Source organism: Lentzea chajnantorensis, from assembly GCF_054300775.1.
This window is the reverse complement of the sequence record NZ_JBSDZT010000002.1, coordinates 5,208,953-5,221,466: the sequence shown is the minus strand read 5'-3', so window position 1 is coordinate 5,221,466 and position 12,514 is coordinate 5,208,953. Positions and strand designations below refer to the sequence as shown.

At 72.1% G+C, this 12,514-nt stretch carries 13 protein-coding genes; 5 read left to right on the top strand and 8 right to left on the bottom strand.

Annotation, left to right across the window (positions count from 1 at the left end; all coding sequences use genetic code 11):
* Positions 1-41 precede the first annotated feature (41 nt).
* The 6 genes from ACVDFE_RS25810 to ACVDFE_RS25785 all read right to left on the bottom strand — a co-directional run bounded on the left by ACVDFE_RS25810 (position 42) and on the right by ACVDFE_RS25785 (position 6,008).
* Entirely contained in the window at positions 42-377 is a 336-nt protein-coding gene (locus tag ACVDFE_RS25810) for a hypothetical protein (RefSeq protein WP_458432194.1), read from the bottom strand.
* A 222-nt stretch (positions 378-599) separates the two neighbouring features.
* The gene (locus tag ACVDFE_RS25805; protein ID WP_458432193.1) at positions 600-824 is read right to left on the bottom strand and encodes a hypothetical protein; all 225 of its coding nucleotides are present in this window, start codon (positions 822-824) and stop codon (positions 600-602) included.
* A 73-nt stretch (positions 825-897) separates the two neighbouring features.
* Complete coding sequence (locus ACVDFE_RS25800) at positions 898-1,515, bottom strand: sarcosine oxidase subunit gamma (RefSeq protein WP_458432192.1); 618 nt, start codon at positions 1,513-1,515, stop codon at positions 898-900.
* A complete protein-coding gene (locus ACVDFE_RS25795) occupies positions 1,505-4,318 on the bottom strand; it encodes a 2Fe-2S iron-sulfur cluster-binding protein (RefSeq protein WP_458432191.1) in 2,814 nt (937 codons plus the stop codon). The genes ACVDFE_RS25800 and ACVDFE_RS25795 overlap by 11 nt, the downstream gene beginning before the upstream one ends.
* A complete protein-coding gene (locus ACVDFE_RS25790) occupies positions 4,318-4,599 on the bottom strand; it encodes a sarcosine oxidase subunit delta (RefSeq protein ID WP_458432190.1) in 282 nt (93 codons plus the stop codon). The genes ACVDFE_RS25795 and ACVDFE_RS25790 overlap by 1 nt, the downstream gene beginning before the upstream one ends.
* A gap of 179 nt (positions 4,600-4,778) precedes the next feature.
* Positions 4,779-6,008, bottom strand: coding sequence for a sarcosine oxidase subunit beta family protein (locus tag ACVDFE_RS25785; RefSeq protein ID WP_360396583.1), 1,230 nt, complete (start codon positions 6,006-6,008; stop codon positions 4,779-4,781).
* Positions 6,009-6,076: 68 nt separating this feature from the next.
* On the opposite strand from ACVDFE_RS25785, the gene ACVDFE_RS25780 reads away from it, so the two are divergent.
* A complete protein-coding gene (locus ACVDFE_RS25780; protein ID WP_360396581.1) occupies positions 6,077-6,736 on the top strand; it encodes a GntR family transcriptional regulator in 660 nt (219 codons plus the stop codon).
* Positions 6,737-6,770: 34 nt separating this feature from the next.
* Here ACVDFE_RS25780 and ACVDFE_RS25775 read toward each other — a convergent pair whose 3' ends face one another.
* Entirely contained in the window at positions 6,771-7,550 is a 780-nt protein-coding gene (locus ACVDFE_RS25775) for an IclR family transcriptional regulator (RefSeq protein ID WP_458432189.1), read from the bottom strand.
* 189 nt (positions 7,551-7,739) lie between these two features.
* Between ACVDFE_RS25775 and ACVDFE_RS25770 the strand changes: the two genes are divergently transcribed.
* Genes ACVDFE_RS25770 through ACVDFE_RS25755 form a run of 4 tightly spaced genes read left to right on the top strand, consistent with a single transcriptional unit; the run spans position 7,740 to position 11,786 of the window.
* Positions 7,740-8,858 carry a glycosyltransferase 87 family protein gene (locus ACVDFE_RS25770; RefSeq protein ID WP_458432188.1) on the top strand — a complete coding sequence of 373 codons (1,119 nt, stop codon included), beginning with the start codon at positions 7,740-7,742 and terminating at the stop codon, positions 8,856-8,858.
* Complete coding sequence (locus ACVDFE_RS25765) at positions 8,855-10,090, top strand: sensor histidine kinase (protein ID WP_458432187.1); 1,236 nt, start codon at positions 8,855-8,857, stop codon at positions 10,088-10,090. Before ACVDFE_RS25770 ends, ACVDFE_RS25765 begins: the two co-directional genes overlap by 4 nt.
* A complete protein-coding gene (locus ACVDFE_RS25760; RefSeq protein ID WP_360396575.1) occupies positions 10,087-10,746 on the top strand; it encodes a response regulator transcription factor in 660 nt (219 codons plus the stop codon). Before ACVDFE_RS25765 ends, ACVDFE_RS25760 begins: the two co-directional genes overlap by 4 nt.
* A gap of 47 nt (positions 10,747-10,793) precedes the next feature.
* On the top strand, positions 10,794-11,786 hold the full coding sequence (locus tag ACVDFE_RS25755; RefSeq protein WP_458432186.1) for a serine hydrolase domain-containing protein: 993 nt from the start codon (positions 10,794-10,796) through the stop codon (positions 11,784-11,786).
* Between the two features lie 250 nt (positions 11,787-12,036).
* On the opposite strand, the gene ACVDFE_RS25750 is transcribed toward ACVDFE_RS25755, so the two are convergent.
* On the bottom strand, positions 12,037-12,273 hold the full coding sequence (locus ACVDFE_RS25750) for a hypothetical protein (protein ID WP_360396571.1): 237 nt from the start codon (positions 12,271-12,273) through the stop codon (positions 12,037-12,039).
* Positions 12,274-12,514 lie beyond the last annotated feature (241 nt).

The window sequence follows — 12,514 nt, the reverse complement described above, 5'->3', positions numbered from 1 at the left end:
GAGTGTCGCGCTCCGCAGGCGCGCCGTGACACGACCCGGCGCTACTGCCCCTCCACCTGCAGCTCCAAGCCCGGCGCGGACAGCACCGGCGCGTCCGGTGCCTCGGCCAGCACGAGCGTCAGCTCCCCCGTCTCGAACCGCGATCCGCTCCCGGTCCAGCGCACGGGTTCCTCGCTCCTCAGCCGCACCTCACCGCCGGGCTGCGTCACCACGGCGGTGAGCCCGTCCCCGTCCTGCTCCAGCACGACGGTGCCGCCGTCCTCGGGGCCGCCCGCGTCGGGCAGGTCCGCGGACAGCCGCAGGCCGGCCACCGCGCCGCCCTCGACGCGGCACTCGCCGGCCAGGTCCAAAAGCACCGTCTTGGACCGCAGCGTCACCTCAGCCTGCGAAACCTGACAACGAACCGTGGTTGCTGAACTGTCGGCCATGCGCTGTGCCTACCCACCGCGCACCCGCCGAAAACAGGATCAGCCGTCCAGGGCGACGGGCCAGTCACCGACCAGCGGGCAGTGCCGGACCGCCTGGTCGAGCAGGTCGGCCCGGCGTTCGCTCGAGACGTTGGGCAGCGCGACCGAAAGTGACGCGTCGACGGTGTAGTCCTAGGCGGTGCCGTGGTTCAGCGCCACCCGTGCGCGCACGGCGCTGCCGGTCGTGTCGAGATCGCCGGTGGAGGCCGCCAGCACCACGGCCTGGTGCAGGCACGTGGCCAGCGCCGCGGCGTACAGCTTCTCGGGGTCCCAGGACCCGTCACCGACGGGGAGCGCGGACCCCGACACCTCGACCTCGTCGTTCCGGGAGACCGCCTCGACCTCTTCGACCTTCATCGCCACCTGCTTCGTCGACGGGTGTGAACCCTCCGCTCATACCCGTGGCCTGGCGGCTCAACCGCGATCGGGGTCAGCGGAACACGACCGTGCCGCTGCCGTCGAACGGCACTGCCAGGTACTCGGTGCACGCGTCGGCCAGCCACGCCGCCAGGTACCCGGCGAACGACGACCGCACCAGCAGCGCGACCCGGTCGGGCCCGGTCACCTGCAGGATGACCCCTGTGCGTGCGAGCAGCGTCTGCACGCAAGTGCCGACGGGAGCCGCAGCCGGGTGCAGGTCCACGGCACATCCGTGAGCCAGCACGTCGCGGACGTGCGGACCCTCCAGCTCCACGGTCGTGCGCTGAGCCGAAGTGTCCACAACGGACCCCCTTTCACCACCGAGCGCGCCACGCAGCACCTCCTCGACCACCGCCTGCAGATCGGGTCCGGCCACGACCAGGAACTCGTCAGGCCCCAGCCACAGCACCTCCACGGCACCGAACGGGCCGGTTCCCGTGGTGAACGTGCACGCGTTCGCCGGGAACACCACGCCCAGCGCGCCGCCCATGGCCGCGATGGCGCCGGAGTTGGACACCCGCACCGTGAGCTGGGAGCGGAACGGCACCTCGCGCACGCCCAGCGCGGGTGCGAGCGCGGTCAGCCGGTCGGTCCAGGCCGCCAGCGGGCTCACCGGGTCAGCCGTCACGGCGGGCTCCTTCCTGGTCGTAGAGCACGGAGCCGGTCACGGTGACCGGGACGAGCGCGTCCCCGACCGGCACGTAGAGGGTCTCGCCGATGCGGTCGCGGCCGGAGCGCACGAGGGCGAGCGCGAAGGTGCGGCCCAGCGCCGCGCTGGGGTAGCTGGAGGTGACGTGGCCGAGCATCCGCACCGGCGGTTCGGGCAGCCGGTCGGTCTCGACGACCTGCGCGCCCTCCGGCAGCAGCACCCGCGGGTCGACTGGCAGCAGGCCGACGAGCTGTTTGCGGTCGGCGCGGTTGTTCTCCGCACGGGCGAAGGACCTCTTGCCGATGAAGTCGGCCTTCTTCTTCGACACCGCCCACGACATGCCGAGGTCCTGGGGTGTGACGGTGGCGTCGGTCTCCTGGCCGATGATCGGGTAGCCCTTCTCGGCGCGCAGGACGTGCATGGTCTCGGTGCCGTACGGCGTGATCCCGTGCTCCTCCCCCGCCGCCATCAGCGCCTCCCACACGGCGATGCCGTGCCAGGCGGTCACGTTGATCTCGTAGGCCAGCTCGCCGGAGAAGCTGATCCGGCACACCCGCGCGGGCACACCGGCGACCTCGGTGTCGTGCCAGGTCATGAACTCGAACGCCGCGTTCGAGACGTCGAGCGAGGGCGCCACCGCGGCGAGCACCGCACGGGACTTCGGCCCCACCAGCGGGATCGTGGCCCAGTGCTCGGTGACCGACGCGCAGTGCACGTCGAGGTGCGGCCACTCCGTCTGCAGCCACTCCTCCATCCAGTCGAGGATTTTGGCGGCATTGCCGGTCGTCGTGGTGACGAGGTAGCGCTCCTCGCCGACGCGGATCACGGTGCCGTCGTCGATCACCATGCCGTCCACGCCGCACATGACGCCGTAGCGGATCCGGCCGACCTTCAGCGTGCTCATCAGGTTGGTGTAGAGCAGGTCGAGGAACTCGCCGGCGTCCGCGCCCTGGACGTCGATCTTGCCCAGCGTGGAGCCGTCCATCAGCGCGACGCCCTCGCGTGCGGCCCGGCATTCGCGCAGCACGGCCGTGTGCAGGTCCTCACCCGGCCGCGGGTAGTACCAGGGCCGCTTCCACTGGCCGACGTTCTCGAACACCGCCCCGTGCGCGACGTGCCACGGGTGGATCGCCGTGACCCGCACCGGATCGTGCAGCTCGCCGCGGTTGCGCCCGGCCAGCGCGGCGAACGACACCGGGGTGTAGGGCGGTCGGAACGTTGTCGGCCGCTGCTCGGCCAGTTCGACGCCGAGGGTCTCCGCGACGATGCCGGCCGCGATCGTGCCCGAGGTCTTGCCCTGGTCGTGCGCGGTGCCGATGGTCGTGTACCGCTTGATGTGCTCCAACGACCGCAACCCCGCGCCCGTCGCGCGCAGCACGTCCGCGACCGTCGAGTCCCGTTGCAGGTCGACGAAGCTCGTCTCGTCGGAGCCGGGCACCCGCCACAGCACCAGACCGGACCGGCCCGTGCACCGCGCGTCCGGCACCGGTCGCGGCACCATCGTCCGGGGGTCGAACCCGGCGCCGAGCGACGCCTCGGCACCGCAGACGCTGCCGTCGCCCAGGCACCGGGCGAGGTCGAGGTTCCCGTTCGCCGCACCGGCGACCCGCACCGTCGGCTCGGCCGGTCCCGGCACGAACGCGCCGAGCCCGTCGTCGTGGAGCAGTGTGCCGCCGGCCTGGCTGAACAGGCTCACCACCGGGTTCCAGCCGCCCGACACCAGCAGGGTGTCGCACGCGACGACCTCGTCGCCGACGTGCACCGCCGTGATCCGTCCCTCGCCCTCCGTGCCGGTGACCACCCGCCCGGCGCGGACCTCGATCCCCCGCGCCGCGCACTCGGCCGCGAGCGCGGCGGGTACCTCCGGCCGGGCGTCGACCACCAGCGCGACGTCCACACCGGACTCCGCGAGGTCGATCGCCGCGCAGTACGCGCTGTCATGGGTGGTGAACACGACCGCGCGTGAACCGGGCAGCACGCCGTAGCGGCGCAGGAACGTGCGGGCCGAGGACGCCAGCATGATCCCGGGCCGGTCGTTGTCCGGGAACACGACCGGGCGTTCGTGGGCACCGGTGGCGAGCACTGTCTGCTTGGTGCGGATCCGCCACACCCGCTGCCGGGCGACGCCGGCGGGTGCGGCGAACCCGAGGTGGTCGGTGCGCTTCTGCAGCGCGAGCACGAACCCGTCCTGGTACATGCCGAACGCGGTGGTGCGGTCCAGCACCAGCACACCGGGCGTGCCCTTGAGCTCCGCGACCACGTCGGCGACCCACGCGGCCGCCGGCCGGTCGTCCAGGTGCTCCTCGAAGACCGGCAGCGCACCGCCGGGCCGGTTCTGCTCGTCCACCAGCACCACGCGGGCACCGCTGCGGGCGGCGGTCAGCGCGGCCATCAGCCCCGCCGGTCCGGCGCCGACGACCAGCACGTCGCAGTGCACGTGCTTGGCGTCGTAGCGCGCCGGGTCAGGTTCGGCGGCGAGCCGTCCCTGCCCGGCCAGGCCGCGCGCCACCAGGCCGTCGTACAGCTCGACGGTCGTGGCGAGCAGCATCGGCTCGGAGAACGGCGCCTCGACCTGCACCAGCGACGTCGGGTCCTCCGACCCGGCCGCGACGATCCCGCGCGGGCGGCCCAGCTTCACGCTGGTGCCGATCTCGTGGACACCGTTGGCCAGCAACGCGGAGGCGAGCGTGTCGCCGGGGTGGCCGGTGTAGTCCTGTCCGTTGAACGTGAAGCGCAGCAGCGTGGTCCGGTCGACCTCGCCGCCGGTCGGGGTCCGGAACATCACAGGGCCACCTCCGGCATCGGCTCGCCGGACCGGTAGGTGGCGAGGAGCCCGTGGGTGCGGGTGTCGCGCACGGCGTTGAACCAGCGGCGGCACCCGGCGCTGTGGCTCCAGCGCTCGGCGAACGGGCCGCTGGGGTTGTCCCGGAAGAACACGTACTGCGCCCACTGCTCGTCGGTCAGCGCCGACGGGTCCTCGGGGTAGGCGACGTGGGCCTGGCCGCCGTAGTGGAACTCGGCTTCCTCGCGCGGTCCGCACCACGGGCACGGGATGAGTTGCATCGTCAGCTCCTGCCAGGGCCTGTGTCGAGGTCCCGTTCGATGAGAGTCGTGCCTGAGGTGGTTCCTGGCGGTGCGGGCGGACAGCCCGCATACCGCGGTGTTCTATGTGGGCTGTCCGCCCGTGCCCCCTGGGGCCGCCTCAGGCCCGGCTATCGCGAACACGGACCTCGACACAGGCCCTAATGCGCGACGGCGGCGGCGCCGTGCTCGTCGACGAGGGCGCCGGTGGTGAAGCGGTCGAGGGTGAACGGCTCGTTGTACGGGTGCGGTTCGTCGTGCGCGACCGTGTGCGCGAAGCAGTCGCCGACACCGGGCGTGGCCTTGAACCCGCCGGTCCCCCAGCCGCAGTTGAGGTACAGGCCGCCGACCGGGGTGAGGCCGACGATCGGCGAGGCGTCCGGCGAGACGTCGACGATGCCCGCCCACGTCCGCAGCAGGTGTGCCCGCGCGAACACCGGGAACAGCTCCAGCGCCGCGGCCATCTGCTCCTCGATGACGTGGAACGAACCCCGCTGGCCGTAGCCGTTGTAGCTGTCGATGCCCGCGCCCATCACCAGTTCGCCCTTGTGCGCCTGGGAGACGTAGACGTGCACCGCGTTGGACATCACGACGGTCGGGTGCACTGGTTCGAGCAGTTCGGACACCAGGGCCTGCAACGGGTGCGAGGCGAGCGGCAGCCGCAGGCCGACCATCTGCGCGAGCACGGAGCTGTGGCCGGCCGCGCACAACGCGACCTTGCCCGCGGCGATCCGGCCACGCGACGTCCGCACCGCGGTGATCCGGCCGTGAGCCGTTTCCAGGCCGGTGACCTCGCAGTTCTGGATCAGGTCGACGCCCATGGCGTGCGCGGCCCGCGCGTAGCCCCAGGCCACGTAGTCGTGCTTCGCGATGCCCGCACGCGGCTGGTAGGTCGCGCCCAGCACCGGGTAGCGCACGTCCGGCGAGGTGTTGACGATCGGGCAGAGTTCCTCGACGCCGTCGGGGTCCACCCACTCGGCGTCGATGCCATTGAGGCGGTTGGCGTTGACCCGCCGGACGCTGTCGCGGACGTCCTGGAGGCTGTGCGCGAGGTTCAGCACGCCGCGCTGGTCGAACAGGACCGGGTAGCCGAGGTCGTCCTCCAGGCCCTCCCAGAGCTTGAGCGAGTGCTCGTAGATGCCGGAGCTCTCGTCCCACAGGTAGTTCGACCGGATGATCGTGGTGTTGCGGGCCATGTTGCCGCCCGCGAGCCAGCCCTTCTCCAGCACCGCCACGTTCGTGATGCCGTGGACCTTCGCGAGGTAGTAGGCGGTGGCCAGGCCGTGGCCCCCGCCGCCGACGACCACGACGTCGTAGGAGGCCTTCGGCTCCGGGTTCTCCCACAGGAAGTCCGGGTGCTCGGGCAGATGGGCTCCTGGCGGGCTGGTCATGCGACGCCTCCAGCGGGAATCACCTGGTCGACTTCTGGTATATCAGTCTGTGGGTTACCGTAGGTCACATGAACGCACGGGTCAACGACGAGCCGGCGGCCGTCTCGCTCACCGAACGGGCGTACGCCGTGCTGCGCGACCGGCTGGTGATGCTGGAGATCAGGCCGGGCGAGCCCATCAACGAGGACCGGCTGCGCGCGGAGCTCGGCGTCGGCCGCACGCCGATCCGCGAGGCGCTCAAGCGCCTGGAGCAGGAACGGCTCGTCGTCGCCTTCCCCCGCCGCGGCACGTTCGCCACCGACGTGAACATCTCCGACCTCTCCCACGTCTCCGAGGTGCGCCGCACGCTCGAACCGCTGGCCGCCGCCGCCGCGGCCGAGCGCGCCACCGCAGCGGACCGGGCCGCCCTGACCGGGCTGCGGTCCCAGCTGGAGACCGCAGCCCGGCCGGGCGACAACACCGCGCTGCTGCGCGCCGACGTGGACGTGCACCGCGCGATCTACCGGTGCGTGCACAACCCGTTCCTGGAGGACACGCTCATCTCCTACGACAACCTCGCCACCCGCATCTGGTGCGTGTTCCTGCCGCGCCTGTCCGGGATGGCCGGGCACGTCGACGAGCACGTGCCGTTGCTGACCGCGATCGTCGAGGGCGACGCCGAGAAGGCGGCCGAGCTGGCCTCCCAGCACGTCATCGGGTTCGAGCGGGCGATCCGGGCCCTGATCTGACCTTGGCGCCGGTCGCCGCGGCGGGCGGGGTCGGTCAGGCGGGGTGCCCCAGGCGGGCCGAGAGGTCGCGGGACGCGGCGCGCAGCTCCTCGACGACCTCGGGCACGCGCTTCTGCGAGAGCCGGTAGGCCGGTCCGGCGGCGCTGATCGCGGCCACCACGTCGCCGTGCGCGCCGAACACCGGGACGGCGACCGCGTGCAGGCCGGGTTCGAGCTCCTCGAAGCAGGTCGCGTAACCGTCCGTGGCGGTGCGCCGCAACTCCTCCCGCAGCCGCACCGGATCGGTGATCGTGCGCGGCGCGCAGGCCTCCAGGTCGCCGCCGAGCACGCGTTCCCGGTCCGCACCGGACGCACCGGCGAGCAGGACCTTGCCGCTGGACGTGGCGTGCAGCGGCGTGCGCTGGCCGACCCAGTTCTGCGCCGCCACGGCGGAGCTGCCGCGGGCCTGGCTGACGTTGAGCGCGTTGTCGCCGTCGAGGACGGCGATGTTGACCGTCTCCCCCAGCTGGTCGGCGAGCGCCGAGCAGACCGGGCCACCCAGCCGGGCGTAGTCGAGCTGGCCGGTGACGGCGCCCGCGAACCGGAGCATGCCCAGTCCGATCCGGAACGGTCCGCGCTCCCCGTTCTGCTCGACGAGGTCGCGGGCGCGCAGGGTGTAGACGAGTCTGGACGCGGAGGACTTGTGCACGCCGAGCTCGGCCGCGATCTCGGTGATGCCGGCCTCGCCGTTGCGCGCCAACAGCTCCAGGACGGCGATGGCCCGGTCGACGGACTGCACGAGCGCTCCGTCGCGCCCCTCCCCGTTGTTGCTCATGAAGCCAAGGTAACGCTTTCGACCGGCTTCCCCGGCGTCCGTCACCGGGCTGTTGCGTGAGGACGGTCGGTGGTGAAGGCGTTCCGTGCTACCCCGGTAGCACGCCCGAACACCCGCTACCGCGGTAGCGCTCGCGGTGGGCGCCGGGGTACGACGACGCCACGGCGCCGTCCCCCTAGCGTTCCCGGTGTGCTCAGCTCCCGTTCCGCCCCGGTGCTCCTCGCCGGTTCGTTCGTCCTGTTCGGACTGGCCGGGTGGGCGCTGCGGCTGCCGCTGGGCCTCGACAGCGCGGTGTACCGCTCCGGCGCGCTGGCCGTGCTCCGCGGTGAGGCGTTGTACGACCACCTCACCGCCACACCGGAGTGGGCGGTCGACCTGCCGTTCACCTACCCGCCGGTCGCGGCCGTGCTGTTCACGCCGCTGGCGGTGCTGCCGACCCAGCTCACGTGGGCGGTGTTCGCCGTCGCCACCGCGTTCGGCGTGGGCGTGGTGCTGCGGTGGACCACCGGCCGGACGCCGTCACCGCTGCTGTTCGCGGCGGTGTTCGGTCTCGAACCGGTGTGGCGGACCGTCGGATACGGACAGGTCAACGTGCTGCTCATGGCCGTCGTCGTGGTCGACGTGCTGCGGCAGGGCCGGTTCTCCGGCGTGCTGGTCGGGATCGCCGCGGCGGTGAAGCTGACGCCGTTGGTGTTCGTGCTGCACCTGCTGGTCACCGGGCGGGTGCGGGACGCGGGGCGGGCGCTGGCGGTGTTCGGCGGTCTGCAGCTGCTCGGGTTCCTGCTGCTGCCCGGTGACTCGCTGCGGTACTGGGGGTCGGCGGTCCTCCGCGGCAACGACGCGACGGGCAACGGGCACCTCGCCAACCAGTCGATCTCCGGTGCGGTGCAGCGGCTGACCGGTGCGGCACCGTGGGCTCCCCTGCTGGTCGCGGCGCTCTGCCTGGGCTGCGTGGCCGCGGCGGCGGTGCTGGCCCGGCGGGCGCACCTGCGCGGTGAGCCCCTGGGGGCGCTGCTGGTCACAGCGTTCTGCGGGCTGCTGGTCAGCCCGATCTCGTGGTCGCACCACTGGGTGTGGGTCGTGCCGCTGGTGGCGTTCCTCCTGCGCGGGCCAGGTGCCGCGCAGGTGCCCGTCTGGGCGGTCTTCGTCCTGTGGCCGCTGCTGGTGCCGACGGGGAACGCCGTGCTGGACAACCTCTACGTGCTGGTCGCGGTCGTCGGTGGGGTGCTCGCGTGGCGCGGCCTCCTGTCCGGGGGTGGAGTAGGTTCGGCGCGAGTGGATGATCTTCCGGGGCGGTGGGGCGGATGAGGGGTGCCGTGGTGCGGCAGTTCCTCGCCGCCGGCGTGTTCACGTTGTTCTCGGCGAGCAGGCTGGTCAGGACGCCGGCGTCGGCGGGCTGGCGGCGCCTCCGGATCGTGCTCGTGCTCGGCGTCGCGTCCTGGGTGGTCTTCCTGAACGTGGTCGGCCCGGCCGAGCTGCGGTTCACCTACTCGTCGATCCCCGCGTGGTGGTTCACCGGTCTCGCCGTCGCCGCCGTGCTGCTGACGCAGATCCACCCGCTGTGGGCGTGGCGGATGCTCGCGGTCGTGATGGTGTTCGAACCGGTGGTCCTGCACGACTTCCGCTCGGCGTGGGGCTGGCCGTGGACGCCCGGCACGGTCCTCGCAGCCGCGGCGGCACTGCTGACCACCGCCCAGGCCTACCGGCAGACCGTGCTCGTGTGGGTGTTCTTCTTCTCGATGGTCGTCGTGTGGGCGCACATGTGGGACTACCGGGACATCTTCCTGGTCGGTGCCATCGTGGGCGGTGTGCTCGTCGTGGGCAACGCGATGCGGTTGCGGCGCGTGGCCGAGGCCGACCGCAACGAGCAGTCCCGGCGCCGCGAGGTCGAGGAGGTCCGCGCCGCCACGCTGCAGGAACGCGCGGTCATCGCCCGCGAGCTGCACGACGTGGTGGCGCACCACATGTCCGTGCTGGCGCTGCGGGCCGGGAGCGCGCGGTACCGGTTCCCCGGCCTGTCGGCGGAGCTGGAGGGCGAGTTCGCCGAGATGCAGGAGACCGCGCGGGAGGGCCTGACCGAGATGCGGCGGCTGCTCGGCGTGCTGCGCAACGAGAACGGCGAGGCCGAGACCGCGCCCCAGCCGCGCGTGGAGCAGATCGCCGAGCTGGTCGACCGCCTGCGCAGCGCCGGAGTCGCGGTGACCGTGCGGTTCGACGGCGACGTGAGCGGCGTGCCCGGCGGTGTCGCGCTGTCGGCGTACCGGATCGCGCAGGAGGCGCTGAGCAACGCCGTCCGGCACGCCCCGGGGTCCACTGTGGACGTGCGCGTCACGGTGGGCGCCGACCTGCGGGTGGTGGTGCGCAACAGCGCCGCCGCCGAACCCGGGCCGCCGACGGACGACCGGGCCAAGCACGGCCTGCTCGGCATGCGGGAGCGGGTCGCGACCCTGCGCGGCACGATCGTCGCGGGTCCGGGTGAACGGGGTGGTTTCGTCGTGGCGGTCACGCTGCCCCTGACCGGGAACGAGGACCAGCCGTGAACACGACAGTGCTGATCGCCGACGACCAGACGATGGTCCGGCAGAGCTTCCGCGCCGTGCTCGCCGCACAGCCGGACATCACCGTGGTCGGCGAGGCGAGCAACGGCGCCGACGCCGTGCACGCGGCCGTCCGCGACCGCCCCGACGTCGTGCTGATGGACGTGCGCATGCCGGTGATGGACGGCCTGGAGGCCACCCGGCTGATCCTCGGCACCCCGGACCTCGGCACCCGCGTGCTGATGCTGACGACGTTCGACGTCGACGAGTACGTCTACGGCGCCCTGCGGGTCGGCGCCTCCGGCTTCCTGCTCAAGGACGCCCCGCTGGAGGACCTCGTCAACGCCGTGCGGGTGGTGGCGGCCGGCAACGCCCTGTTCGCGCCCGCCGTGACCCGTCGGCTGGTCGCGGAGTTCGCCGCCCGCCGCCCAGGCGCGGTGCGGCCCGAACGCGCCGACCGGCTGACCGCGCAGGAGCTGAAGGTGCTGCGGCTGGTCGCGCGCGGCCTCTCGAACACCGAGATCGCGGCCGCGCTGGTGATCGTCGAGCAGACGGCGAAGACGCACGTCAGCCGGGTGTTCGCGAAGCTGGGCGTGCGCGACCGGGCGCAGGCGATCGTGGCCGCCTACGAGATGGGCATCGTGGTCCCCGGTGAGTGAGCGGTAAATCGTTCGTCCGGCGCGTTCACCGGACCTACCCTGCCTGGATGGTGCAGGGGGAGATCGACCGCACAGCAGAGGAAGAGGACTTCTCCGGGGTCGCGTGGCTCGACCACGGCGGAGAGGTCGAGATCGCACGCGCCTACGGGCTCGCCGACCGCGCCCACCGGGTGCCCAACACCGTCGACACCAGGTTCGGCATCGCCAGCGGCAGCAAGGGTTTCACCGCGCTGGCCGTGCTCTCGCTGGTGCACGAGGGCAAGCTGGCCCTGGACACCGCGGCCCGTTCGCTGCTCGGCGACGACCTGCCGCTGATCGCGGACGACGTGACCGTCGAGCACCTGCTCACCCACACCTCCGGCATCGGCGACTACCTCGACGAGGAAGCCGGCCACGAGCTCACCGACTACGTCGTCGGCGCCGCGCACGAACTGACGACCACCGAGGCGTTCCTGCCGCTGCTCGACGGCCACCCGGCCAAGTTCCCCGCGGGCGAACGGTTCAGCTACTGCAACAGCGGCTTCGTCGTCCTCGCCCTGCTCGCCGAACGCGCGAGCGGCACCGGCTACCACGACCTGGTCCGCGAACGCGTCCTGCGGCCCGCCGGCATGACCAGGACCGACTTCCTGCGCTCCGACGAGCTGCCCGGTGACGCGGCCATCGGCTACCTGCCGATCGACGGCGTGAACCGCTCCAACGTCTTCCACCTGCCGGTGCTGGCCACCGGCGACGGCGGCATCCACACCACCGCGGCGGACATGTCGGCGTTCTGGCGCGCCCTGTTCGCCGGGCGGATCGTGCCCGACGTCGAGGAGGTCGTGCGCCCGCGGTTCGACGTGCCCGAGGACGAACCGGTGCAGTACGCGCTGGGCTTCTGGCTGCGCGGCGGCACCGACACGGTGATGCTCGTCGGCAGCGACGCCGGGGTGTCGTTCAAGTCGACCCACGACCCGCACACCGGCACCACCTGCACGGTGCTGTCCAACACCTCCCCCGGTGCCTGGCCGATCGCCCGCGCCATGGCCGGCGGAAGATGGTGATCGAGTGGCCGACGTCGTCGGCCTTCGCGATGGCGCGGTCCGACACCACCAGCAGTCTGTTCCGAATGGACAGTGCGGCGAGGAGCACCGGAGCTGCTGCCGGCCCGCACCTCCCGGTGGCGAGCGCCGCACCGGCGCCGGCGCGGCGGACAGGCGGCCGATCCCCGAAGTACCAGCCGTCACAGCCCGCGCGCCGACTTCCGGCACCGGCGGGGCAGACCGGGCGCCGCCCAGGCGCCCGGCCCACCGCCTACTTGTCGTCCGGGTTGCCGCAGAGGCCGCTGTCGTTGTCCGACAGGACCGGCACGGCGATGACGTTGACGTCGATGAAACAGGCGTTGATGTCGCTGGCGATCTCGGTGTCGTCGAGGTCGACGAGGCCGACCTGGTGGGTGAGGTCCAGCTCGGGGGTGGCGGCCATGGCCTGCGAACCGAAACCGAGGAAAGCGCCCGCGATGGCGACGGCCGCTCCTGCCTTCTTCAGCACGAAATCTCCTAAGAATGGTTGTGTTCACTCGGGACTCGGCGAGCAACCGCTCAGCCGGAACCTCGCAGCACCGTAGCCAGACCGGTGCGGGACCCAGAAATCCATGATCACGCGATGGTGTGAATGTCGGCCGATCACCACACCATCGGGTTGTTTCGCGCAATTGATGTTTGCGCCGTGTCGTCCGTTTCAGGTGGTTCCCGCCCTCCCCGAGTTGCCCGCGTCACATCGGGTGGAAGTT

What these genes read in the sequence shown, in the direction of transcription:
- ACVDFE_RS25785 (WP_360396583.1), bottom strand. Translation starts at nt 6,008, where the DNA reads ATGACCAGCCCGCCAGGAGCCCATCTGCCCGAGCACCCGGACTTCCTG.
- ACVDFE_RS25755 (WP_458432186.1), top strand. Translation starts at nt 10,794, where the DNA reads ATGGTGCAGGGGGAGATCGACCGCACAGCAGAGGAAGAGGACTTCTCC.
- ACVDFE_RS25780 (WP_360396581.1), top strand. Translation starts at nt 6,077, where the DNA reads ATGAACGCACGGGTCAACGACGAGCCGGCGGCCGTCTCGCTCACCGAA.
- ACVDFE_RS25795 (WP_458432191.1), bottom strand. Translation starts at nt 4,318, where the DNA reads ATGTTCCGGACCCCGACCGGCGGCGAGGTCGACCGGACCACGCTGCTG.
- ACVDFE_RS25790 (WP_458432190.1), bottom strand. Translation starts at nt 4,599, where the DNA reads ATGCAACTCATCCCGTGCCCGTGGTGCGGACCGCGCGAGGAAGCCGAG.
- ACVDFE_RS25765 (WP_458432187.1), top strand. Translation starts at nt 8,855, where the DNA reads ATGAGGGGTGCCGTGGTGCGGCAGTTCCTCGCCGCCGGCGTGTTCACG.
- ACVDFE_RS25805 (WP_458432193.1), bottom strand. Translation starts at nt 824, where the DNA reads ATGAAGGTCGAAGAGGTCGAGGCGGTCTCCCGGAACGACGAGGTCGAG.
- ACVDFE_RS25775 (WP_458432189.1), bottom strand. Translation starts at nt 7,550, where the DNA reads ATGAGCAACAACGGGGAGGGGCGCGACGGAGCGCTCGTGCAGTCCGTC.